Origin of the sequence: Martinezella paranaensis (assembly GCF_014200235.1) — a bacterium.
GTDB classification, from domain to species: Bacteria; Pseudomonadota; Alphaproteobacteria; order Rhizobiales; family Rhizobiaceae; genus Rhizobium; species Rhizobium paranaense.
The window spans coordinates 288,444-313,511 of sequence record NZ_JACHBI010000005.1 but is presented as its reverse complement, the minus strand read 5'-3'; the positions used below and the strand labels follow the sequence as shown (position 1 = coordinate 313,511).

Annotated in this window: 17 protein-coding genes; 7 read left to right on the top strand and 10 right to left on the bottom strand. The window is 59.7% G+C overall.

Annotated elements, in window-relative coordinates; genetic code table 11:
- Window positions 1-3: 3 nt before the first annotated feature.
- The gene (locus GGD50_RS15155; RefSeq protein WP_210318866.1) at window positions 4-873 is read right to left on the bottom strand and encodes an AraC family transcriptional regulator; all 870 of its coding nucleotides are present in this window, start codon (window positions 871-873) and stop codon (window positions 4-6) included.
- 246 nt (window positions 874-1,119) lie between these two features.
- On the opposite strand from GGD50_RS15155, the gene melA (GGD50_RS15150) reads away from it, so the two are divergent.
- From melA (GGD50_RS15150) to GGD50_RS15120, 7 genes are all read left to right on the top strand, one after another.
- The gene (melA, locus tag GGD50_RS15150; RefSeq protein ID WP_183938166.1) at window positions 1,120-2,586 is read left to right on the top strand and encodes an alpha-glucosidase/alpha-galactosidase; all 1,467 of its coding nucleotides are present in this window, start codon (window positions 1,120-1,122) and stop codon (window positions 2,584-2,586) included.
- Between the two features lie 135 nt (window positions 2,587-2,721).
- Window positions 2,722-4,809 (top strand): ABC transporter substrate-binding protein, encoded by a 2,088-nt coding sequence (locus tag GGD50_RS15145; protein ID WP_183938165.1) that lies wholly within the window; start codon window positions 2,722-2,724, stop codon window positions 4,807-4,809.
- A 154-nt stretch (window positions 4,810-4,963) separates the two neighbouring features.
- Complete coding sequence (locus GGD50_RS15140; RefSeq protein ID WP_183938164.1) at window positions 4,964-5,974, top strand: ABC transporter permease; 1,011 nt, start codon at window positions 4,964-4,966, stop codon at window positions 5,972-5,974.
- Window positions 5,974-7,104, top strand: coding sequence for an ABC transporter permease (locus tag GGD50_RS15135; RefSeq protein WP_183938163.1), 1,131 nt, complete (start codon window positions 5,974-5,976; stop codon window positions 7,102-7,104). The genes GGD50_RS15140 and GGD50_RS15135 overlap by 1 nt, the downstream gene beginning before the upstream one ends.
- 13 nt (window positions 7,105-7,117) lie before the next feature.
- Complete coding sequence (locus tag GGD50_RS15130) at window positions 7,118-8,788, top strand: ABC transporter ATP-binding protein (protein ID WP_183938162.1); 1,671 nt, start codon at window positions 7,118-7,120, stop codon at window positions 8,786-8,788.
- A gap of 19 nt (window positions 8,789-8,807) precedes the next feature.
- Window positions 8,808-10,178, top strand: coding sequence for an alpha-glucosidase/alpha-galactosidase (gene melA / locus GGD50_RS15125; protein WP_183938161.1), 1,371 nt, complete (start codon window positions 8,808-8,810; stop codon window positions 10,176-10,178).
- Window positions 10,179-10,355: 177 nt separating this feature from the next.
- Complete coding sequence (locus tag GGD50_RS15120; RefSeq protein WP_183938160.1) at window positions 10,356-11,498, top strand: fumarylacetoacetate hydrolase family protein; 1,143 nt, start codon at window positions 10,356-10,358, stop codon at window positions 11,496-11,498.
- Between the two features lie 259 nt (window positions 11,499-11,757).
- On the opposite strand, the gene GGD50_RS15115 is transcribed toward GGD50_RS15120, so the two are convergent.
- From GGD50_RS15115 to GGD50_RS15075, 9 genes are all read right to left on the bottom strand, one after another.
- Window positions 11,758-12,234 carry a cyclic nucleotide-binding domain-containing protein gene (locus GGD50_RS15115; protein WP_183938159.1) on the bottom strand — a complete coding sequence of 159 codons (477 nt, stop codon included), beginning with the start codon at window positions 12,232-12,234 and terminating at the stop codon, window positions 11,758-11,760.
- A gap of 52 nt (window positions 12,235-12,286) precedes the next feature.
- Window positions 12,287-15,001, bottom strand: coding sequence for an ABC transporter ATP-binding protein (locus GGD50_RS15110; RefSeq protein ID WP_183938158.1), 2,715 nt, complete (start codon window positions 14,999-15,001; stop codon window positions 12,287-12,289).
- 235 nt (window positions 15,002-15,236) lie between these two features.
- Window positions 15,237-16,409, bottom strand: coding sequence for a glycosyltransferase family protein (locus tag GGD50_RS15105; RefSeq protein ID WP_183938157.1), 1,173 nt, complete (start codon window positions 16,407-16,409; stop codon window positions 15,237-15,239).
- Window positions 16,391-17,650, bottom strand: a complete 1,260-nt coding sequence (locus GGD50_RS15100; RefSeq protein ID WP_183938156.1) for a glycosyltransferase — start codon at window positions 17,648-17,650, stop codon at window positions 16,391-16,393. Before GGD50_RS15100 ends, GGD50_RS15105 begins: the two co-directional genes overlap by 19 nt.
- A 17-nt stretch (window positions 17,651-17,667) precedes the next feature.
- Window positions 17,668-18,882: a glycosyltransferase family protein gene (locus tag GGD50_RS15095; RefSeq protein ID WP_183938155.1), complete on the bottom strand. Its 1,215-nt coding sequence runs from the start codon at window positions 18,880-18,882 to the stop codon at window positions 17,668-17,670.
- A gap of 98 nt (window positions 18,883-18,980) precedes the next feature.
- Window positions 18,981-20,156 (bottom strand): ABC transporter permease subunit, encoded by a 1,176-nt coding sequence (locus GGD50_RS15090; RefSeq protein ID WP_183938154.1) that lies wholly within the window; start codon window positions 20,154-20,156, stop codon window positions 18,981-18,983.
- Window positions 20,153-21,151: an ABC transporter permease subunit gene (locus GGD50_RS15085; RefSeq protein WP_183938153.1), complete on the bottom strand. Its 999-nt coding sequence runs from the start codon at window positions 21,149-21,151 to the stop codon at window positions 20,153-20,155. Before GGD50_RS15085 ends, GGD50_RS15090 begins: the two co-directional genes overlap by 4 nt.
- Window positions 21,144-23,060 (bottom strand): ABC transporter substrate-binding protein, encoded by a 1,917-nt coding sequence (locus GGD50_RS15080; protein ID WP_425503980.1) that lies wholly within the window; start codon window positions 23,058-23,060, stop codon window positions 21,144-21,146. Before GGD50_RS15080 ends, GGD50_RS15085 begins: the two co-directional genes overlap by 8 nt.
- Entirely contained in the window at window positions 23,057-24,955 is a 1,899-nt protein-coding gene (locus GGD50_RS15075; protein WP_183938152.1) for an ABC transporter ATP-binding protein, read from the bottom strand. The genes GGD50_RS15080 and GGD50_RS15075 overlap by 4 nt, the downstream gene beginning before the upstream one ends.
- Window positions 24,956-25,068 lie beyond the last annotated feature (113 nt).

Here is a 25,068-nt window from a genome sequence, read left to right as displayed (position 1 = left end):
GGATCATCTCGTCCGCGTATTCTTGCTTTCCTCCCCAGGGCTCCGCACTGCCGCGTACATGCCGGTGGTGCGGAACTCCGTGGGGTTGATCCCGTAGGTGCGCCGGAAGGCTTTTGAGAAATAATTGGCATCGTCGAAGCCTGACATGATCGCCACCTCCTTGACCGGAATGAAGGCCGCCTTGGTCAAGAGCTTGGCGGCCCGTTGCATGCGCTGCTGCAGGACGAATTCCGCCGGCGGCAGGCCTTCGCTGTCGGCGAAGACGCGGGAGAAATGAGCGCGGCTGAGGCCGCTGACCCTGGCAAGTTCGGCGACCGGCAAGGGCTTGTCGAGATTGGCGTCGATATAATCGATCACCGTCTGCATGGCAGACCGGTCGGCGGCGACGCCATGCGAACCGAAGACATCGTCATAAAGCGCCATTGCGGCTTCGTAGGCAACCGCGGAAGCAGAAGCCGGTGTAGTCGCACCCCGGACCAGCCGCAGGCTGCAATCGGCAAGATGATCGATCGTCGATTGCTGCAGTTTCAAGAGTGGCCCTGCGGCATCCAGAATGAGGCGATGGATGCGCAGCGCCTCCTCACCGTTCATCGATATCCAGAAATATTCCCAGCGTTCACCTTTTTCCAACCAGTAACGATGATTGTGTGGCACCAGCACCATTAGCGTATCACCGGCGCTGAGACGATAATTGCGGTTTTCATAGCGCAGCCGGCCACTGCCGCCGATCGTATGCTGCAGCACCGTAAACGGCGTCTGGCCGCGCCCGCGTCCATCCCAATCGTAAAGCTCGTTGTCCCTTATTTCGTAGCCGGCGCTGGTCGGCATAGCGTGCAGCCGGTGGCGTCCGCGCGGCAATGAGACAGTCCGCATGGTCTGTCCGTTGGCGATCAAATCTTGCAGCACAAAATTACCCTTGAAAGCATAATAGTTCTCTGGTCGGCCAGATGATTATAGGCATAATTCCGCTCAGAAAACAGCATGCACCTGCCGATGAGGACCGGCAGGAGGAGGAGAAAGTGTTGATTTTACTATGTCGCGCTGTCTGTGCGATCATGGGATGAAAACACCATCCTCTTCTCCGCTGCTGATTGTTCGACCGACTTCAAGGTGAGGATCATGAGTTTCAAAATCGCCATTATCGGCGCAGGCAGCGTCGGCTTCACGAAAAAACTGTTCACCGACATTCTCTGCGTGCCGGAGTTCCGGGATGTCGAATTCGCGTTGACCGATGTCAGCGAGCACAATCTCACGATGATCAAAGCGATCCTCGACCGGATCGTCGAAGCGAACAAGTTGCCGACCAAGGTGACTGCCACGACGGAACGGCGCAAGGCGCTGGATGGTGCGCGCTACGTCATCAGTTGCGTGCGCGTCGGCGGGCTGGAAGCCTATGCCGAAGATATCCGCATCCCCTTGAAATACGGTATCGACCAATGCGTCGGCGACACGATCTGCGCCGGGGGCATTCTTTACGGCCAGCGCAACATCCCCGTCATTCTCGACTTCTGCAAGGACATTCGCGAGGTCGCTGAAAGCGGCGCGAAGTTCCTGAATTATGCCAACCCAATGGCGATGAATACTTGGGCTGCGATCGAATACGGCAAGGTCGATACGATCGGCCTCTGCCATGGCGTCCAGCATGGGGCTGAGCAGATCGCCGAAGTTCTCGGCGCCAAGGACAAGTCGGAGCTCGACTACATCTGCTCGGGCATCAATCACCAGACCTGGTTCGTCGATCTGCGTCTCAACGGCCGCAAGATCGGCAAAGACGAGCTGGTCGCCGCTTTCGAAGCGCATCCGGTCTATTCGCAGCAGGAGAAGTTGCGCATCGACGTGCTGAAGCGCTTCGGCGTCTATTCCACTGAAAGCAATGGACATCTCTCGGAATACCTACCCTGGTATCGCAAGCGGCCGGACGAGATCAACAAGTGGATCGACATGTCCGACTGGATCCACGGCGAGACCGGCGGCTATCTCCGCCATTCGACCGAGACTCGCAACTGGTTCGAGACGGAATTCCCGCAGATCCTCGAAAGCGCCTCGAAGCCTATCGATCCGGCCAAGCGCTCGAACGAGCATGCGAGCCATATTCTCGAGGCGCTGGAGACCAATCGCGTCTATCGCGGCCATTTCAACGTCAAGAACAACGGTGTCATCACCAATCTGCCCGCGGACGCCATCATTGAATCGCCCGGCTTCGTCGATCGCTTCGGCATCAACATGGTGGCTGGCATCACGCTGCCGGAAGCCTGCGCCGCGACCTGCATTTCCTCGATCAACGTCCAGCGCATGTCGGTTCATGCCGCCGTCAGCGGCGATCTCGATTTGCTGAAACTCGCCGTCCTGCACGATCCGTTGGTCGGCGCCGTATCGACGCCGGAAGAGGTCTGGCAGATGGTCGACGAAATGATCGTGGCCGAGGCTCGCTGGCTGCCGCAATACGCACATGCGGTCGAAGGGGCGAAGGATCGCCTATCGCGCGGCAAGGTGAAGACCCGCGACTGGAAGGGTGCGGCCAGCCGCAACGTACGCTCGATCGAGGAGCTACGAGCGGAAAAAGCAGCCATGAAGCAGGCTGGTTAAGGACTGGGCATTCGGGACTGGTTGGCTGCAGCGGGACTTTCAGGAGGAGACCCGTCAGCACGCCAGCCGGCACCCGTTCAATGGAGGAGTGCGGCGTACCCGCGGGGCGCTCGCGATAACGGGAGAGAGAAAACGATGAGACATTTTCGACCGATAAGCTTTCTTGCGGCGTTGACGATTGCCACATCCGCGATCGCCATGAGCGCCTATGCATCCGAACCGACTGTACCGCCCGTACCGCCGGTCTTCCCGGCCGAAGGCAAGATCAAATATGTGGCACGCGACTCCATCCTGGAGTTCAAGGCGCTGCCGGAATACCACGAGCCGGCCTGGGTTACCGACAAATTCGTAAAGACCGGCAAGTTGCCGCCAGTCAAGGATCGCCTGCCTAAGGAACCGCTCGTCTTCAAAACCGGCAACATGCCTGACGGCGTCGGGGTCTATGGCGACACGCTGCGTCACGTCATCGGCGGACGGCCGGAAGGATGGAATTATGGTGCCGGCCAGACGCAAGGGTGGGGCGGCATCGATATCGGCCTCTCCGAGTGCCTGACGCGCACCGCGCCGCTGTTCCAGGTCGAGGCGAAGGATACCGAACCGCTGCCGAACCTTGCCAAGAGCTGGGATTGGTCGCCGGACGGTCATAAGCTCACCATGCATCTCGTCGAAGGCGCGAAATGGTCCGATGGCGTTCCCTTCAATGCCGACGACATCATGTTTTATTGGGAAGATGAAGTCATCGACCCGAACGTCTCGCCGCTCGGTGGCGGCGCATCGCCGGAAGCTTTCGGCGAGGGGACGACCCTCAAGAAGATCGACGACTATACGATCGAGTGGACCTTCAAGGATGCCTTCCCGAAACAATATCTCTACACGATGGCCTATCCCAATTTCTGCCCAGGGCCGTCGCATATTCTGAAGCCGCAGCATCCGAAATATTCGAAGAACACCTACGACCAGTTCAAGAATGCCTTCCCGCCGGAATATATGAACATACCGGTCATGGGTGCCTGGGTGCCGGTCGAGTACCGGTCCGATGACATTATCGTCCTGCGCCGCAATCCCTATTACTGGAAGGTCGACGAGAAGGGCAATCAACTGCCTTATCTCAACGAGCTGCACTACAAGCTTTCGACCTGGGCGGACCGCGACGTGCAGGCGGTTGCCGGCTCCGGCGACCTCTCCAATCTGGAGCAGCCGGAAAACTTCGTCGCTTCGCTGAAGCGCGCTGCCCAGCCGGACGCCCCGGCGCGTCTCGCCTTCGGTCCGCGCCTCATCGGCTATAACCTGCAGATGAACTTCTCCGCCAATGGCTGGGGCAACCCGGACCCACGCGGTCAGGCCATCCGCGAGCTGAACCGCAACGAGGATTTCCGCAAGGCCGTCTCCATGGCGCTCGATCGCAAGGCAATCGGTGACTCCTTGGTCAAGGGACCGTTCACCGCGATCTACCCCGGCGGCCTGTCCTCGGGCACCAGCTTCTACGATCGCAACTCGACGGTCTACTACCCGTTCGATCTGAAGGGCGCCAAGGAGCTGCTTGCCAAGGCGGGCCTCAAGGACACGGATGGAGACGGCATCGTCAACTTCCCGGCCGGTACGGCCGGCGGCAAGGATGTCGAGATCACGCTTCTCGTCAACAATGACTACACGACGGACAAGAGTCTTGCCGAGGGCGTCGTGGGCCAGATGGAAAAGCTCGGGCTTCGCGTGATCATCAATGCACTTGATGGACCGAAGCGCGATGACGCCAATTATAGCGGCCGCTTTGATTGGATGGTCCGGCGCAACACCACGGAGCTGGCCTCCGTCGTGCAGAACACCGAACAGCTCGCTCCTGTCGGCCCGCGCACGAGTTGGAACCATCGCGCGCCCGAAAGTGGCCAGTTGGACCTGATGCCCTTCGAAAAGGAGATGGTCGATGTCGTCAGCAAGTTCACGACATCGCAGAACAGCGACGAGCGCGTGGCTTTGATGAAGCAGTACCAGAAACTCTCGACCGAGCATCTCTACAATATCGGTCTGACGGAATATCCGGGCGCGCTCATCATCAACAAGCGCTTCTCGAACGTTCCTCCGGGCACGCCGATCTTCATGTTCAACTGGGCTGAAGACTCCATCATCCGTGAACGCCTGTGGGTCGCGGCCGATAAGCAAGGCAAATACGAGCTGTTCCCCGAGCAGCTTCCGGGCGCGCCGGGCAGCGCTGGCCCGATCAACTAACGGAGCATGGCATCCGGCCGCTGGGCCGGATGCCGCTACGACTTAAGAATTCCGGCTGCATCGCGGTGCAGCCGGGCAACGGTAAACCCAGCCGGTCCGTGCTATCCCAAGGGGATGCAGACCACCGGCGGCAAGAAGAGAAGCGAACCGTCCCATGTTGCGATTCCTGCTCGTGCGCATAGCCTCTGCCATCCCCGTGCTCGTCATCTTGAGCGTGGTGACTTTTGCGATCATCCAGGCCCCGCCTGGAGACTATGCAGATTTCATCCGCTCGCAGTTGATGAACCAGGGCGGTGCGTCCTTCGCCCAGGCAGATGAACAGGCGCAAATCTACCGTCGCGAACACGGGCTCGATAAGCCGCTGGTCGTTCAATATTTCAACTGGATCGGAGGCATCGTCACCAAGGGTGATTTCGGCTACAGCATGTTCTACAACAAGCCGGTCGCCGATGTCGTCGGCGAGCGCCTGCCACGGACCCTAGCGCTCGCGCTCGTTTGCCATCTCTTCGCTTCCGTTCTCGGCATCGGCTTCGGCATATGGGCGGCCACGCGGCAATATAGCTGGATCGACAGCCTGCTTTCCGGCATCTCATTTCTCGGCATGACGGTGCCGCGCTTCCTGATGGCGCTGATCATCGTTTATATCCTCGTCTTCCAGCTCAACGTCTCGGAAATCGGCAGCTTCTATTCGCCGCAATATGGCGGTGCGCCGTGGTCCTGGGCCAAGTTCGTCGATCTGGTCAAGCATGTCTGGCCGGTCGTGGCGATCGCCACTTTCGGCGGGCTCGCCTACAATATGCGGGTCATGCGCGGCAATCTGCTCGACACGCTGAATGCCCAATATGTCGAGACCGCTCGAGCCAAAGGCCTCTCCGGCGGCGCCGTCGTCATGCGCCATGCGGTGCCGAATGCCTTGCATCCGCTTGTCATGTATCAGGGCGTCGTATTGCCCTACATGCTGACCGGCGAGATCGAAACCGCCATCATTTTCGCGCTGCCGACCGTAGGGCCGGCAATCGTCGGCTCCATGGCGGTCGGCGACGTCTATGTCACCGCCACCTTCATGATGGTGCTGTCGGCAACGCTGATCGTCGGCAATATCATCGCCGACATGCTGCTTGCCCTGCTCGATCCCCGCGTCCGCCAACAGGGAGGGATCCACTGATGCTCGCCTTCAGCACATCCGCGCCGCCGCTCGATGACAACAAGATCAAGCCGAAAAGCGGCAACGAGAGCTACATCGCACTTGTCTGGCGTCGCCTGAAGCGCTCCTGGACAGGCATGGGCGGTTTGATCCTCGTCATCCTCTTGCTGCTGATGTCGCTCTTCGCCGAATTCATCGCCCCTGATGATCCCAAGGCGACCGATACCGGCTTTGCGCCGCCGCAGGTGATCAGCTTCCACGACAAGGACGGCAATTTCGTCTTCCAGCCGCGTGTCTATGCGCTTGCCGAAACCGATGAGCTTGATCCGGTCACCTTTCAGCCGGTGGTCGGGCCGGACTACAACAATCCGCGCCTGCTCGGCTTTTTCGTCAAGGGCGCGCCCTATGAGCTGTTTGGCTTGATCCCCGGCAACCGCCACCTCTTCGGCTCTGTCGATGGCCAGCCGGTGCATTTCCTCGGCACGGACAAATTTGGCCGCGATGTACTGTCACGCGCCATTTATGGCTCTCGCATCTCGCTGATGATCGCGCTGACTGTGGTTGCCATTGTCACCATCGTCGGCACCACCGTCGGCATGGTCTCCGGCTATTTCGGCGGCACGCTCGACGCCTGGATTCAGCGTTTCGTCGAGCTGGTGCTGGCCTTTCCGCAATTGCCGCTCTATCTGGCGCTGACCTCGTTGATCCCCGTGACCGCGCCGACCAACGTCTTCCTTGCCTTCGTCATCATCGTGATGTCGGCACTCGGCTGGGCGCAGATGTCGCGCGAAGTGCGCGGCAAGACTTTGGCCCTGGCGCGGATCGACTATGTGCGTGCCGCCATGGCGGTCGGGGCGACGGACTGGCGCATCATCCTGCAGCACATTTTCCCGAACGTGATGAGCCATGTCATCGTCACCGTGACGCTGGCTATTCCGAGCGTCGTGCTGCTCGAATCCTTCCTTGGCTTCCTTGGCTTTGCGGTCAAGCCGCCACTGATCTCCTGGGGGCTGATGCTGCAGGATACGTCCACCTATTCGGTCATCGGCTCCTATCCCTGGATCCTGTCGCCCGTCGCCTTCGTGCTCGTCACCGTCTTCGCGTTCAATGCACTTGGCGACGGTCTGCGTGACGCTATCGATCCCTATTGAGAGGAGACGAACCATGGCTCTCGCACTCGTCAATCCCTTTGCCCCCAATATCAGGCTTGATGCGGCCAACAAGACCGTGCCGCCCGTCATCGATGCCCGCAACGTTGCCGTCAAATTCAAGGTCGAAGATGGCATCGTCGACGCCGTCAAGGATATCTCCTTCCAGCTTTATCGGGGCGAAACTATCGCGATTGTCGGTGAATCCGGCTCGGGGAAATCGGTGACCGCGCGCACGGTGATGGGGCTGCTTACCAAACGCGCCGTCGTGTCGGAGAAATCCACAGTCAGCTATGACGGCAAGAATGTGCTGAAATTTTCCGAACGCGCCCGCCGGCAACTGCGAGGCGACCGCATCTCGATGATCTTCCAGGAGCCGATGAGCTCTCTGAACCCGATCTACACGATCGGCAGCCAGATCGTCGAGGCGATCCGCGTCCATCGCAAGATCGGCCGCCGCGAAGCGGAGAGGCGGGCTTTGGCGCTGTTGCAGCAGGTGCAGATTCCCGATCCGGGGGCACGGCTGAAGCAATATCCGCATCAGCTCTCCGGCGGCCAGCGCCAGCGTGTGATGATCGCCATGGCGCTCGCCAATGATCCGGATGTGCTGATCGCCGACGAGCCAACGACAGCGCTTGACGTTACTGTGCAAGCTCAGATCCTGAACCTGATCCGCAACCTCCAGAAGCAGCTCGGCATGGCGGTGATTTTGATCACCCATGACCTGACCGTGGTCCGGCAGTTTTCCGACTATGTCTACGTCATGCAACATGGCGAGATGCGCGAGCACAATACGACGGAAGAACTCTTCGCCCGTCCGCAGCATCCCTATACGCAACATCTGCTTGCCTCCGAGCCGCGGGGACAGGCGAAACCGTTGCCGCCGGACAGCGACACCATCCTTGAAGGCAAATCCGTCAAGGTCGCTTTCATGCTGCGCCACGGCACCTTCCTCAAGCCGGACATGCGCGAGCTGGTCGCGGTCGATGGCCTGAGCCTGAAGCTTCGCCGCCACGAGACATTGGGGCTCGTCGGCGAATCCGGCTCCGGCAAGACCACTTTCGGCCAGGCGCTGCTGCGGCTGATCGATGCCGATAGCGGCGAGATCTATTTCGATCGGCAGGCGATCCACGGCCGCTCGCGGGCCGAGATGCGACCCTTGCGCTCGCGCATGCAGATCGTTTTCCAAGATCCTTTCTCCTCGCTCAATCCGCGCATGCCGATTGGCCAGATCATCGCCGAGGGGCTGGTGGTCAACAATATCGGCGCCCACAGGGCGGAGCGGCTGGAGCGGGTGAAGGAAGCACTGGTCAGCGCCGGCATGCCCTCGAATATCCTGTCGCGCTTTCCGCACGAATTCTCCGGCGGCCAGCGCCAGCGCATCGCCATTGCGCGGGCCATCGCGCTCGAACCGGAATTCATCCTGCTCGATGAGCCGACCTCGGCGCTCGATCTCTCCGTCCAGGCACAGATCATCGATCTCCTGCGCAAGCTGCAGGACGAACGGGGCCTGAGTTATCTTTTCATCTCCCACGACCTCAAGGTCGTCCGCGCCCTTTGCCATCGCATCATTGTCATGCAGCACGGCAAGATCATGGAAGAGGGGCCGGTCGACGACGTTCTTTCCCATCCCAAGACCGCTTACACCGAACGCCTCGTCAAGGCGGCGTTCGAGGTAGCTTCATAAGCATTCAGGAGACTTCTACATGGCAGGCAATCCCAAGATCACTTTCGTTGGCGCCGGTTCGACGGTTTTCATGAAGAACATCATCGGCGACGTTTTGCAGCGCCCGGCACTGACCGGCGCGAAAATTGCGCTGATGGATCTCAATCCGCAGCGGCTGGAAGAAAGCGCCGTCGTTGCCCGCAAACTGGCGTCGACAATTGGCGCATCGGCTGTTGTCGAGACCTTCACCGATCAGCGTCAGGCTCTGGATGGTGCCGATTTTGTCGTGGTTGCCTTCCAGATCGGCGGTTACGAGCCCTGCACCGTGACCGATTTCGAAGTGCCGAAGAAATATGGCCTGCGCCAGACCATCGCCGACACGCTCGGCGTCGGCGGCATCATGCGCGGGCTTAGAACCGTGCCGCATCTCTGGAAGATCTGCGAGGACATGCTCGCCGTCTGCCCCGAGGCGGTCATGCTGCAATACGTCAACCCGATGGCGATCAACACCTGGGCGATTGCCGAGAAATACCCGACCATTAAGCAGGTCGGCCTTTGCCATTCCGTGCAGGGCACGGCGATGGAGCTGGCGAAGGATCTCGACATTCCCTATAACGAAATCCGCTACCGCTCGGCCGGTATCAACCATATGGCCTTCTACCTGAAGTTCGAGCATCGCCAGGCGGACGGTTCCTATCGTGATCTCTATCCCGATCTCGTACGGGCCTATCGCGAGGGGCGTGCACCGAAGCCCGGCTGGAACCCGCGCTGCCCGAACAAGGTCCGCTATGAGATGCTGACCCGGCTCGGCTATTTCGTGACCGAAAGCTCGGAGCATTTTGCCGAATACACGCCCTATTTCATCAAGGAAGGTCGTGAGGACCTCATCGAGAACTTCGGCATTCCGCTCGATGAATATCCGAAGCGCTGCATCGAACAGATCGCACGCTGGAAGAACCAGGCCGATGAATATCGCAGCGCCGACAAGATCGAGGTGGTCCAATCGAAGGAATATGCGTCCTCGATTATCAATTCGATCTGGACCGGTGAACCTTCCGTCATCTACGGCAATGTCCGCAACAATGGCTGCATCACCTCGCTGCCCTATAATTGTGCCGCCGAGGTTCCGTGCCTGGTCGACGCTTCCGGCATCCAGCCGACCTTCGTCGGCGATCTGCCGCCGCAACTGACCGCGCTGATCCGCACCAACATCAACGTGCAGGAGCTGACAGTGCAGGCGTTGATGACCGAGAACCGCGAGCACATCTACCATGCGGCGATGATGGACCCGCACACGGCTGCCGAGCTCGATCTCGACCAGATCTGGTCGCTGGTCGACGAGCTTCTGGCAACCCATGGTACATGGCTGCCGGAATGGGCGCGCAGTGACCGCAAGGTGCAGGCCGCTTGAAACCCTCTCTCCCGGTTTTGCGGCCAGAAGGCCTCGCAGCGTCGCTGCGGGGCCTTCTCTTTTTGCCCTGATGGAGAAAGTGAAAATCCAAAGCCGGCTGTTCGTTGAGCCGATCTAAGATGGCAAAGCCTTTCCGCCTGCGCTAAAAACAGGGCGAACCTGGGAGAGATCAAACACATGGCAAGTTCAGACATTTTCGGCACGGGAACCTTCGTCGGCCGCATCTGGCGTCCTGAGATGAAGGGCCCGGCTCTTGTCGTCGTCCGCGACGGTGCGCTTCACGACATCACCTCGAAGGACGCGCCGACAATGCGTGACCTCCTGGAGAAAGACGATCCGGTCGGTTTTGTCCGTGCGCAAAAGGGCGAAGCCGTCGCCAAGCTCGATGATCTGCTCGCCGCCAAAGCCGACATGTCGGCCGTCCATCTCTTAGCTCCCATCGACTTGCAGGCGATCAAGGCCTGCGGCGTCACCTTTGCCCGCTCGATGCTGGAACGCGTCATCGAGGAGCGTGCGGCCGGCAATCCGGACCTTGCGGAAGCGATCCGAGGCAAGGTGACGGCCCTCATCGGCGACAGCCTGCGTAACCTGAAGGCCGGTTCGCCGGAAGCTGCCAAAGTGAAGGCGGCGCTGATCGAGGAGGGGGTGTGGTCGCAATATCTCGAAGTCGGCATCGGCCCGGACGCGGAGGTCTTCTCCAAATCGCAGGTCATGTCCTCTGTGGGCATCGGCGCGGATGTCGGCCTGCACCCGATCTCGAAGTGGAACAATCCTGAGCCGGAAATCGTGCTGGCTGTCGACAGCCAGGGCCGCGTCAGAGGTGCCACACTTGGCAATGACGTCAACCTCCGCGACGTCGAGGGCCGCTCGGCGCTGCTGCTCGGCAAGGCGAAGGACAACAACGCCTCCTGTTCGATCGGCCCCTTCATCCGCCTGTTTGACGAGACATATACGCTCGACGACGTGCGCAGTGCCGATCTCGACCTCAAGGTCGAGGGCGAGGACGGTTATGTGTTGCACGGCCGCTCGTCGATGAAGGAAATCAGCCGCGATCCCCTCGACCTCGTTGCCCAGACCATTGGCCGCCACCACCAATACCCGGACGGCTTTGTCCTCTTCATGGGCACACTCTTTGCGCCTGTCGAAGACCGCGACATGCCCGGTCAGGGCTTCACCCACAAGGTCGGCGATATCGTCACTATTTCCAACGACAAGCTCGGCGCATTGAAGAACCGGGTCTTGCTGTCGACGGAATGCGCGCCCTGGACGTTCGGAACGTCGCTCCTGATGCGCAATTTGGCTGGGCGTGGGCTGATTTAAAAAGCCCGCTCCTTCGCCCCGCAATGCGGGGAGAAGGTGGGGCGGAGACGTTGAACATCGTGAAATGTCGAGGCCTCGGATGAGGGTCCTTCTCGGAACCAGCAATTGCGGTAAGGCTTTCCGAGCTCTCTGTCAGATGAAGTCAAGCACAGCCGCCAAGCCGCGATTATGTGCGCAGCCCCTAATCTTCTCCCCGCAATGGGGCGAGGGGACGACCTCGGCGTTTTCCGCACCTCGGCATTCCGACCGAAAAGCGACCTCAATGCGTCGACACTGGCTGCTGTTGGTTCTGGCGGCTGCGGGCGGCGGTGAGTTCGGAGGTGGTGTGATTGAGGCGGTCGGCTAGGACGCGCATGATTTCGACGGCCATTTCGGGAAAATCGCTGAGCAGTTTCAGAAAATGCTCCTTGCTGATCTTCAATGCTTCCAGTCGTGAGGTCGCTTTCACGGTGGCGGTGCGGGAGACGTCACAGAGAATGGCGATTTCGCCGACGATGGAGTTGATGTCGACTTCGGCGACCTTGATTTCTCCAGCCGGGCTATCGACAAGAATATCAGCAGTTCCGGAAAGAACAACGTAAGCGGCATCGCCCTGGTCGCCCTGATGAAACAAAACTTGACCGGCATTGTAGCTGACGCGATCCGACGTGAATGCCAAAAGCTTCAACTTTGCGGGTGCGATGCGCGAAAAAATCGGCACCCGCTTCAGCATTTCAACTTCGTCTTTCAGAAGCATGAGCTTCAAACCCCCAGTGTCGGGCCCCAGATACCACCGTTGCAATAGGATATTACGATAACAGTTCTTTGAACATACCGTTTTTCTCCAAAAGATCGGTGGTTGTGCCGCTTTCCACCAGGCTGCCGCGATCGAAAACCAGAACGCGATCGAATAGCTCCGCAAAGCCCGGATTGGATAGCACCCAAATGACCGCAGGCGCATTTTCGCTTCTGTCTAGCCCCGTCAGGATCGCGCGGGCGATCTGATCCTGGACGCGATGGTCGAGCGCCGGCAGCGGGCGATTGCAGATGATGTAATCGGCTCGCTTCAGCAAGGCGCGGCCGAGATTGAGCTTCTGCCGCTGCACATTGGTCAGGCGCTTGCCGCCGGAACCGACGTCGAAATCGAGGCCGATCGACAATACGCTGTCCTGCATGCCGAGCCGTTCGAAGACGTCGTACATGATGGTGTGGATACGCTCGGGCGCATCGGCCTGCTGATGCGCGATACGGCCGAACAGCATGTTGTCCATTAATGTCGCCGAAGCGGTGAAGCGCTCGGGGTCGTAACGCTCGATCACGCGGGCCAGATCGGCGGGGATATGTTCGTGGAACTTGGCGCGCGCCTTGACGATCTTGTCCATCAGCGTCTGCGTCAGAAGACCGAAACGGTGCCGGGGTTCGATATAGGAAAAGCTGAGGCGGATGATAGCCACCCGCTCATCCGGCGTCGCGGCGCTAAAGCCCTTGCCGTTCAGCTTCTGCACCAACGCTTCGTACGTCGGGATATCCTCCGCCGTCATGAAGGTGAGCTGCTGGAAGAAGGGATGATCCGGCGGCAGGTCGGTGAAGAGTTCGACGGCGTTCTCGGCGATTTCCAGGCCCATGTCGTAGAGGTCGGTATCGAGACCGGTCTCCGTAAACAGCTTTTGGAAATAGGGATGGGCGGCGAGCTTGCGGTTGGTCATCAGCGGCCGCTTAAGCGTGCCGAACAACATGTTTTCGCCGACCGTGGCCTGCGGATTGTAGGCGTCGAATTCGAAAGGCACGACAAGCCCTTCGATGTTCTCCTCCTGCAGTCTGAGACGCAGCGCCTGGCGTAGCTCGACGATGCGTGAAGTCAGATCGTCATGCGTGACCGTGTCGACATTCGAGCGCAGCGCCATGTCGAGAATATCCTGGGACATGGCCACAGCATCGAGAACGGGGCGGATGGCTGCGTAGATATCCTGCGGGCCGGTGGCGCCTGCGGCCGTATAATCGACCCAGTCGCTGCTGATATCCAGCTCCGGGTTACCGGCGCGGCGGGCCTCCACCATCTGCCATTTGAGCTTGATGGCCGCCTCGTCGTCATAATCCGCCGAGGTCAGCGGCGCATGCTTCAGGCCATAGAGAAGATTGTTGCGCAATGTGCCATGGAAGAAGAACGTCTCCGACGAGGCATAGGCGATGCGCCGCCCCGTCAGCGATTCCGGCAGTTCCAAAAGGTCGCGGCCATCGATGGTGATGCGGCCGGTATCCGGCCAGACCAGCCGGCCCAGCGCCTCGGCAAGATATTCGCCACCGGCACCGCTATCGCCGACGATCGCTACCGTCTCGCCGGGGTGGATTTCGACCGAGACGTGATCCAGAACCCGGGCGCCGCTGTCATCGATCACGGTAAGATTGGTCGCGACCAGCGGGTGGGTAATGCGGCCGGCGGGCGCCGGCGAGACAAGCTGGATTTTCGGTTCGATCAGGCCGTCGACGCTGAACTGCTCGACCACCTGATTGTATTTGACCTGCACGTCCTGGCGCGATTGATCCCAGTCGATGAGTTCCTTCAGCGGCCCCGGCAGGTCTTTGTAAGCGTTGATGACGGCCACGAGCTGGCCGATATCGAGCCGGCCCTGCAGCGCAAAGAAGCCGCCGATCGAATAGAACAGGAAGGGCGTGACCTGGGCGAGGAAGTTATTGATGAATTTCACCAGGAACTTCCACTGATAGAGATCGTAGCGGATCGAGAAGATCAGCCCGAGACGATAGGCAATATCCGCGCGCTCCAGATTGGTGGTGTCGTTGGCATGGATCGTGCCAATGCCTTCGACAATTTCGCCGACACGACCGGACAATTCACGCGCCGTGAGCTGCCGTTGGCGCCCGAGCTCCAGCAGTCGCTTGCGCATGCGCGGGATGACGACGGCCTGCACGGCGACGATGGCCGCGGCGATCATACCCAGCCAGAAATTCTGCAGGATGATGAACACGAGCGCAGTGACCGCCTGGCCGCCGAGAAGTGCCGGCTGCACGAAAGCGTCGCCAGTGAAGCCGCCCATCGGCTCCACCTCGTCCTTGATCATGGTGGCGATTTCGGCTGGTTTCACCCGCTTGAAATGCGCCGGCGGAAAACGCAGCACGCGGTCGATCAGCTCGAAGCGGATGCGGCGCAGCATGCGCTCACCCAACCGGCCCTTATAGGTGTTGATGTAAAGCTTGAAGAGACCATTGAGGACGACAAGCGCTAGAAACACCAGGCTCAGGGCGATCAGCATCCAAAAACGGGTGAGCTGCAGACCCTGAAATACTTCGATGTGCCCCAGCACGGGCACATCGAAGGAGATGTGCATGAAGGTTTGGGTTTGGCCTGGATGCTCGAAACCCTTGCCCTGGATTGGTCCGTTGACGATCTGCTTCGGCAAGTCGAAGGACAGAAAGTAAGGGATCATCGAAGCGGCGACGATCGTCAGGATCCAGATCTGCTCCAGCCGGGTATTCGACCAGATGTAACGCGCTAGACTTTTTTCCATCGCTTATTGCGTGCTTCCAAATTCAACGGTCTTGGCGGCCGGTGTCGGCGCCAGTGCTGCAGACGTGCGGGAGGAGTTCATCGTGGATACGCGCCCCATTTTGAAAACGGAACGCCGCCCGGTCAGTCGTCCAAGCACATCCCGATTCATTGAATTTCGATTTATATCACAAGATTACACAAAGCGAGCAGAGCAAAACGATGAGGTGTTGTGACAGATGCATTTGCTGCAACCGTCACGCTTCGCGAATGATCGCCGAGGTTCGCTCGGCGCCGGTAAGGTCAATATCAGGGTTCGACGGCTTCGGCCGCGACAGCGCTATTTCCACCGCGTTGGCGAGCTGATCCGTCGTCAACCCTGCTTCCGGCAAGGCTAGCGCCAGTCCGAGTTTCTCCAGCCGCTCGGCACGCACAGACTGCTCCGTCTCGCCTCCGGCCGTGAACGGAACCAGGATCGAGCGGCAGCCGGTGACAAGGAGATCGCCGACCGTGTTATAGCCCGCCTGCGAGATCGACAGTTCCGCCCCCCGCAGCAAGGACGGAAAATCCTTGCGGAAACGGACGACGTTGACATTGCCGGGTGCATCCTTTGTCAATGCAGCGAAATCCGGCTCCGGCAGGTTCGGCCCAGTGACCAACAGCCAGCGACGGTCGACCGCCACTCGGCTTGCCGCCTCCAGCGAGGCGCGGATCAGATCGCGACCGACGGCACCACCACCGGCGGAAACCACGATGTCGAAGATTTCGGCCGGTTCGGGCGGCAGCGGTGGTGCAACCAGACCGGTATAGGTGATCTTGTCGGATATGGCCGAGGTGAGGGGAAATGTCTCCTCCAATCGAACGAAATTGGGATCGCCATGGACGAGAACGCCGTCGAAATGATCCCGCAGCAGCGCAACCGTCTCTTCGTCGCGCCCCGGCTTCCTCTGCTGCTGCAGGATATCGCGCACGGAGGTGTAGAGCTTCGGCCTTGGGTTGGCTCCGGCGATGGCATCGAGCAGCGGCAGGAGTTCGAAGCGCATTTGACGGCGGCCGAAGGGAAATGCCTCGATGATGACGACATCGGGCGCCGCCGTCCGGAAAGCATCCAGCAGCCGGTCGCGGCGCGCGGCCAGAAACTCCTCGCCGACGGCGTTTCCCGACTGATCGGCAAGTCCCGAAAAGCCGGCGCTGCTGGCGACAACCGGCGGCAGGGTGACGGAGGTGACATCCAGGCCCGGAAAGCCGTTTACCAGCACACCGCCGGTGACGACCGTTACCTGGCAACCATCCTTCGCCAAGGCGCTGGCAATGCGGCTGGCACGAGCAAGATGGCCGATGCCGAGCAAATGCTGAACATAGAAAAAAACACGGGGGGACGAAGTAGGGAAAGATGAATTGCGGAGGGGCGTCATGCGGATTTGCGCCATTGCTCTTCTTTTTGCCACTGTTCCTCGAACAGCCGCGTCAATTGCCAAATGCTGGAATGATGATCGAAATGCTCGCGCACTCGTTTTTCGGCAGCGTCTCCAAGCCGATGGCGCAGCGCCGGGTTGCGGATCGCCCGTTCCATCGCCGCCGCCAGCGCCTTCGGGTCCTCCGGCGGCACGAGGAAGCCGTTTTCGCCATCGGTCAGCAGCTCCGGCACGCCGGAAATATTGGTGGAGAGGCAGGTGAGGCGCTGGCTGGAAGCCTCGACCAGCACATTCGGCAGACCGTCGCGGTCGCCATCCGCCGCCACACGGCAGGCAAGGGTGAAGAGATCCGCCTGGCGATAACGCGCCAGCACATCTTCCTGCGCCATCGCGCCTTTCCAGGTGATGCGGTCGGCAATGCCGAGCGTCTCGGCAAGCGCCTTCAGCTTCGCCAGCCCATCGCCGCCGCCGATATGGGTAAAGCGCCAATGGAGATCGACGGGCAGCAGCGCCAATGCTCTTAGCAGCACGTCGTAACCCTTCTTCTCCACCGCACGCCCGACGCTGAGCAGCAGCGCTGGATCGGATGCCTGTGCGCCATCACGATCGGAATGATGGCCTGTAAAGGGCGCGAAACGTGCGAGATCGAGGCCGTGATAGCTGAGGTGCACATTCTCGGGCACCGCCGTCAGATCTCGCATATGCTCGAAGCCGCTACGCGTGCACGTCACCGTCCAGCGGGCGCGTTCGAGCTTTTCCGAAAGCTCCCAATCCGGCGAGGTCCAGATATCCTTGGCATGCGCCGAGCACGTCCAGGGAATGCCGGTCATGATGCTGGCATAGGCTGTCACCGAGGCCGGCGTATGGATGAAATGCGCGTGCAGCCACTCGCCATTGTCCGGCCATTCATGCGCCAGCACCAGCGCCTGGCCGAAACGCCGGACGCGGTTCGGCGTAATGTCGCGCTTGAGATCGGCCCAGAACTGCCGGAGCAGCGGCTTGAAGCCGGGTTTCCTGATCCCGGCTAGGAAGGCACGCAGCACGCGCAGCGGCTCGTTGTACAGATATTCCGGCAGATAGACGACCCGGGCCTTGATCTCGTCATGGACGGGATGGCGCTTCTTGTCCGTCGGCTTGCGCATCGAGATCAGCGTCAGGTCGAAGCCGGCCCTTTCCAGGCCAAGCAACTCCTGCGCGATGAAAGTCTCGGACAGGCGGGGATAGCCCTTGAGCACCACCAGGATTTTTTTTCGCATCGATCGGTTCCGATGCTCTATTCGGCGACGATCGACAGCGGCGGATAATGGTCGCGGTCGTCAAACCAATCGCCGACAATGCGGGAAATATGCACCAACCCTTCCAGCCGCATGTTCTCGCCGCTCGCCGATGGTGGTGCGCGCGTCGGCAGGCGCTTCAGCGCAGCCGCAAGCAGTTTCGGATCGGCGGATTCCTCCGGCAGCAGCATGTCGACAAGGCCGAGCTCGCTTGCCCTTTGGGCGCGGATTAACTGTTCCTCGCGTGGGCGCGTCCGCGGAATGATCAGCGCCGGCTTGTCGAAGGACAGAATCTCGCAATAGGTGTTGTAGCCACCCATGGCGACAACGCCCTTGGCACCGGCGATCAGCTCTTCCATCTTGTTGTCGAATTCTATTACCTGCAGACAGGCAATCTTATTTGCGCGTTCGATCAGGTGGTTGCGTTCCTTGACCGGCATATACGGGCCGAGCACGATCAACGTTTTGTGTTGAAGCGTATCGTCCTGCTCGAAAGCGCCGACGACATCGCTGACGAGATCGGCGCCGTCGCCGCCGCCACCGGTCGTGACCAAAATGTAATCCTCGTCGGGCACATGTTCCGACTTCGTGCCCAGAGTGGATACACTGCGCTGCAGGAAGCCGACGAACTCCATCTTCCGGCGTACGCCGGGCGGTGCATCGAGACCGACAAGGGGATCATGGAAATCCGGTGGGCCGTAGACCCAGACACGATCGTAAAACTGATCGATCTTCTGCAGCACGTTGTTCTTCTTCCACTCCGCTTCCAGCAGGTGCGGCGCGTCCATGACATCGCGCATGCCGAGCACGAGCGTGGTGCCGCGCGCCTTCAGATACTGCAGCGTCTCCTCGACCTCGCCCTTCAGACCCATCGGCTCCTTGTCGACGATGAAGATGTCGGGCTGAAAGGTCTCCGCCGTGTGACGGATGATCGACTGGCGCATCTTCAGGGTTTCCTGAAGATCAACGTGGCTTGCCATCGACGTATATTCGCCATCGCGCAGCTTGATGACGCTCGGCACCTTCACAAAATCGACTCGGGCTCGATAATCGAAAGCACCGGCAATCGTCGCGCCGGAAATGATCAGGACGGTCAACCCTCGATAGTCCTCGACGAGCGCATGCGCGATCGTTCGGCACCGCCTAAGGTGACCGAGACCGAATGTGTCATGGCTATACATGAGGATTCGAGCATCTTCTAAGCGCCGCTTCATGGGCAAAACCTCAGGAATGAAAGTCATTTTCGCGGTTGGTCAAACGACGTCCGCGGCCGCTCTTCGAATTGCAATCCATTTCTTGGCCACGCTTTTCGCTATTTGTAGGGATCGGCTGCGTCGCGCAAGCCGTCTCCTAAAAAGTTGAACGCCAGAATGACCAAAATCACCGGGACCATCGGAAAGAGTAGCCACGGATAAAATGCAATGACGCTGACGTCTCTCGCTTCGGTGAGCAGGATACCCCAGCTAGTGATCGGTGGGCGAAGACCGAGACCCAGGAAGCTCAGCGCAGTTTCGCCGAGGATCATGCTGGGAATCGAAATCGTCGCCGTCGCGATCAGATGCGACATGAATCCAGGTACAAGATGACGTCCGATAATACGCGGAGAACTTGCACCCATCAATTGCGCAGCAAGTACATAGTCCTCTTCGCGCAAAGACAAGAGCTTGGAGCGAACGGCGCGCGCCAATCCGGTCCAATCGAGAATGCCGAGGATGATGGTAATACCGAAATAGATGATGATGGGGCTCCAGGTCACCGGCATGATCGCCGCGAGCGCCATCCACAGCGGCAGGCTCGGCAACGATTGCAGCACTTCGATGACCCGCTGGACGAGAAGGTCGAAGATACCACCATGATATCCCGCCAGCCCGCCGATGACTATCCCCAGCACGAAGCTGATGGCGATGCCGACCAGCCCGATCGTCAGGGAGATGCGCGCGCCATAGATGATACGGGACAATACGTCACGCCCCAGCCGGTCGGTACCGAGCAGGTACATCTGGCCGCCGACAGCGGGGCAGACCAAATGGATATTCGCATCCACCAAGCCCCAAAACCGATAGCCATCACCACGACAGAAAAAGCGGATCGGCTGCACGTCGTCCTTTTTGTCGGTATAGATCCGCCGCAGCGTATCGATGTCGAGCGTCATCTTGCGGCCATAGACGAAGGGGCCGACGAATTCACCGTTATTGAAGAAGTGAACCCGCTGCGGCGGTGCATGGATAAAATCGACATTGCGGGTGTGCAGGCCATAGGGGGCCAGGAATTCAACAATCAAGATCATGCTGTAGAGCAGCAGCAGGAAGATGCCGGAGGCGAGAGCAAGCCGGTGCCGCTTGAATTTCCACCACATCAACCGCTTCTGCGAGGCCTTGTAGAAGCGGGCCTGACCGGCCGACATCGCTTCGAACTGATCCGGATCGAAGACGGCAGTTGAAACATAGTGTTCTAGGGGTGCGCCCGGGCGCGGCAGGGGTGCGTTCACTTTGTGCTCCTGCCTTGCAAGCGGATACGCGGATCGAGGAAGCCAAGGGCTATGTCGGAAATCAACACGCCGATAACGTTGAGGAAAGCGAGGAACATCAGGAACGAGCCGGCGAGATACATATCCTGGCTCTGCAGCGCCTTGATCAGCATCGGCCCGGTTGTCTCCAGAGACAGCACGATGGCGGTGATCTCGGCGCCGGAAATGATCGATGGCAGGATCGAGCCGATATCGGCGACGAAGAAATTGAGCGCCATGCGCAGCGGATATTTTACCAGCGCTCTGAGCGGATGCAGTCCCTTGGCGCGGGCGGTGACGACATATTGCTTCTGCATCTCGTCGAGCAGGTTGGCGCGCAGGCGGCGGATCATGCCGGCGGTACCGGCGGTGCCGACAATGATGACCGGAATCCATAGGTGCGCTAGGATCGAGCGCGCCTTTGCCCAACTCATAGGCTGCGACAGATATTGCAGATCCATCAGATGGCCGATCGACACACCGAACCAGATATTGGCGAAATGCATCAGGATGAGCGCCAGCATGAAGTTCGGAATGGCGATGCCGAGCAGACCAAGGAAGGTCAGCCCATAATCGCCCCAGCTATATTGATGGGTTGCCGAATAGATGCCGATCGGAAAGGCGATCAGCCAGGTAAGAGCGATCGTGGCCGTCGACACCAGGATGGTCAGCCACAAGCGGTCGCCCACCACATCCGATACCGGCAGTTGATATTCGAAGGAATAGCCGAAATCGCCGTGCAGCATGCCGGCGACCCAATAGACATATTGCAGCGCTATGGGCTTATCGAGGCCGTATTCGTGGCGAAGATCCTGAATCTCCTGCATGTTGGCCGTCTCGCCCTGCGCCCGCAACTCGGCGATCTGGCTTTCGAAAAAATCGCCCGGCGGAAGCTGGATGATGGTGAAGACCAACATCGAGATGACAAGCAGAGTCGGGACCATCACCGCAATGCGCCAAAGAATATATTTAAACACGCGGTTGATCCTCCTTCAGCCAGAAGGTGTCGGGCATATAAACACCGAGATAGCAGGTGGGATCGAAGCCGTAGAGCGCCTTTTCGGGAACATTCTGCAATCGATCAACGTGCACAATCGGCTGCAGCGTGCCGTTGATAAGCCCGATGGAGAAAACCTGATCGGTATAGATCGCCAGCATCTCATGCCATATCTCGGCGCGTTCGAAAGACGAGGTAGATTTGCCCCATTGGTTCACCAACTCGACGAGCCGCACCACTTCCGGCACGTCAGGCGCCGTGCCCTGCGTGCCGCGGGAAAGATAATACATGCCCCAGAGGGGCCATTGCAGTTGGTCGTCCATCGTCGGTGCAAGCTGGCCAGGATTCATGTCCGCCGTCGCCACGCCGTTGTCGAGCCCTAACCAAATCGACATCACGATACGCCCGCCCATGGCGCGGCTGCGCAGGACGTCGCGCTGAGAGGCGCGGGTAAACAAAGCTATGCCGACATTGCGCCAATGGTCGGTAACGAGTTCGAGCACGTCCGTGTCGAGCGTGCCTTCGCCTGCCGTCTCGACCGTGATCTCGGCGCGGCGTCCATCCGGCAGCAGGCGGATACCGTCCTGGTCTCGCTTGTCGAGGCCAGCGGCATCGAGTAGGGCATTGGCCTGATCCGGATCATGAGCGATCCATGCCTTGGCATATTCGGGCCTGAAGAGCGGGCTTTCCGGCAGCATCGTGTCGGCGCTTTCAGTGCCGAGGCCATAGAAAACTGCCATGTTAATCTCGTGGCGGTTGATTGCCAGCGACAGGGCACGGCGCACCCGTACGTCGCGCAATACCTGCCGCCATACCGGATCGGCGCTATTCAGATTCGGCAGCAGCGCCACGCGCGAGCCGCGCGTCGCCTTCCACAGATTGACCTTGAGATGAAAGGACTTCTCCGCGTCCTTGAAGAAAGTATAATTGTCGAAGTTAATGGCCGTCGCCTGAAGGTCGCTGTCGCCGGTGCCAGTTTTATTCGGGATGATCGCCGAGGAGCTGAGATTGAGAATAAAGCGGTCGACATAGGGCAATTGCTTGCCGTTTTCATCGATGCGATGGAAGTAGGGATTACGCTCGAACACGAATTGTTCTGCCGGCGGTGCGGTCGTGTTGTGCCAGGGGTCCAGCACCGGCAGCTCCGGATTTTCCTGGCGATAGACGCGAGCCATCTTGATGTGCAGGTCGGCGACTTTCTTGACGCGATATTGCTTCATCAGCGCGGAAAGGCGGACATCGTCCTGATATTTCGGATGAAACTGCCGGAGATAATGGCTAGGGCCGACTATCGGCAGGGCCTGCGGCGCGGCAAGGTTCGGTAGGAAAAATGGATTGGGCTGGTCCCAGCTATAGCGCACGGTCAGCGGATCGATGACTTCGAAGCGCGGCAGGTCCCCGTGAGGACGCAGCTCCAGCGCGCCACCCCCCGGCGTCAATGTCTTGTTGAGAATGACGTCTTCCCACCAGTAACGGAAGTCCTCGGAGGTAAACGGCTTCCCATCCGACCACTTATGGCCGTCGCGCAGCTTGAACGTGAAGACGGTATCATTCTCCACCTCGAAGGACTCAAGAATATCCGGCTGCAATGTCAGCGTCTGATCATAGCCGACGAGACGGGCATAACCATAGACGTTCATGAGACGCAGGTCGTTCTGGCTGCCGATGAGCGTGCGCAGCGAACCACCGTAACGGCCAGGCTCACGTCCGAGCGCGGCGAGATTGATGATTCGCGGGTTTTTCGGCAAGCGCTGCGCGAGCGGTGGCATCTGGCCGGAACGCAGCCAGTCGTGCAGGAAATCCGGTTCGTTGTCGGCATCCGCCGCGATCGTCGGCAGCGGCAGCACGGTGGAGGCGAGAAGGCCGAGAAAAGTGCGACGATCGATCACGAGCGCAACTCCTTCACATCGGCGCCGCGGCGGGCATGGACGAAATGACCGCCGCCAAGATCGGCGTAGGCGAAATCTCCGCCTTCATCCGCCGCGAATTGCGGTCCCCAGCTTTGTTTGGCGGCCGGGCCCTCGGCATTCAAGGTAGAGAAATCAAGCGGCCGGTCGAGATCGGGGAAGGGGACTGCCGCGAGCAGCGAGCGGGTATAGGGATGGACGGGATCGCGCAGGATGATCTCGCGCGGCGCGATTTCGACGATGCGGCCGCGAGCCATGACGGCGATGCGGTCGGCCATATAGTCGACGACGGCGAGGTTGTGCGAGATGAAAAGATAAGTAAGGCCAAGGTCCTTTTGCAAATCCTTGAGAAGGTTAAGGATCTGCGCCTGCACGGAGACGTCGAGCGCCGAGACGGGCTCATCGAGAATCAGCAGCTTCGGCCCAAGCGCCAAAGCGCGAGCGATGCCGATGCGCTGGCGCTGACCGCCGGAAAAGCTGTGGGGATAGCGGCTCAGATAGTGCTGGTCGAGGCCGATTGCCTGCATCAGCCCTTTGACCTTCTCCTTGCGCTCGCTGCTGTCGCCGTGCTCGTGGATTTCAAGGGGTTCGCTCAGGATATTGCGGATCGTCATGCGCGGCGACAAGGATGAAACCGGGTCCTGGAACACCATCTGGATCTTGGTCCGGAGCTCCATGAGTTCGTCGCCCTTGACGGCCAGCACATCGATCTTGCCGTCACGGTCCTCGAATGTCACCGAGCCACTATCCGCCCTGATGGCGCGCATCAAAATTTTGCTGACCGTCGTCTTTCCGCACCCGCTTTCTCCGACGAGGCCCAGACATTCGCCGCGGCGGATGTCGAAGCTGACGTCATCGACGGCGCGGAACTTCGTACCCGCCTTCCGCCCGAACAGCCCGGTGCCTTTCGATGTATAGGTCTTGGTAAGATTGCGCACCGTGAGCAGCACCGGCGGCGGAGCGTTGCCATCGGTTTTGGCCAATTTCTTCTTGCCCGAGAACGTGCTGAGATTGACCGGCACGTCGCGCAGCGATTTCAGCCGTTCGCCGGGTTTCATATCGAAATGCGGCACCGCCGACATCAATGCCTTGAGATAGCGATGCTGCGGCTGGCGGAAGATCGCATCGACCGGTCCGGCCTCCATGATCTCGCCGTGATAGATGACCACGACCTCGTCGGCCATATTGGCGACGACGCCGAGATCATGGGTGATCAGCAGCATGGCCATGTTGAATTTCTGCTGCAGATTGCGCAGCAGGCCGAGAATCTGCGCCTGGATCGTGACGTCCAATGCCGTGGTCGGCTCGTCGGCAATGAGCAGCGCCGGATTGCAGATCAGCGCCATGGCGATCATCGCGCGCTGGCGCATGCCGCCGGACAGTTCGAATGGGTACATATCGAAGGTGCGGTGCGGATTCTGAAACCCGACGAGGCCCAGCATCTCCTCGGTCTTCTCACGCTGCTCGGTTCGGCTGATGCCCGGATTGTGGATGCGAAGCGCCTCGCTAATCTGATTGCCGATCCTGTGCAGCGGCGAGAGCGAGGTCATCGGCTCCTGAAAAATTTTGGCCATGCGCGCGCCGCGAAGCTGGCGCATCTCCAAGCTGTCGCGCGGCAACTGGAGAACGTCCGTTGTCTCACCGTTCAGCGGATCGGTAAAAAGAATGCGGCCGGTCGCCTTGGCTGGCGTGGGCAGAATGCCCATGATCGACTGGCTGATGATCGATTTGCCCGAACCGGACTCGCCAACCAGCGCCGTTACCTTGCCGGGAAGCACCCGGAGATTGGCGTTCTTCACCACACGTAGCTTGTCGCCGTAAATCGAGAACGAGACGTCCAGGTTCTCGATACGCAATAAATCAGTCCCAGACGCCATACTGATGTAGTTCCTGCTTGCACGACCTTTATGGCCCCATATGGCACACTAACGTAGGCCATAACGGGTGTCCAGTTAGACAAAGGAAGGCCACAACTGTTAAAAAACTGTCG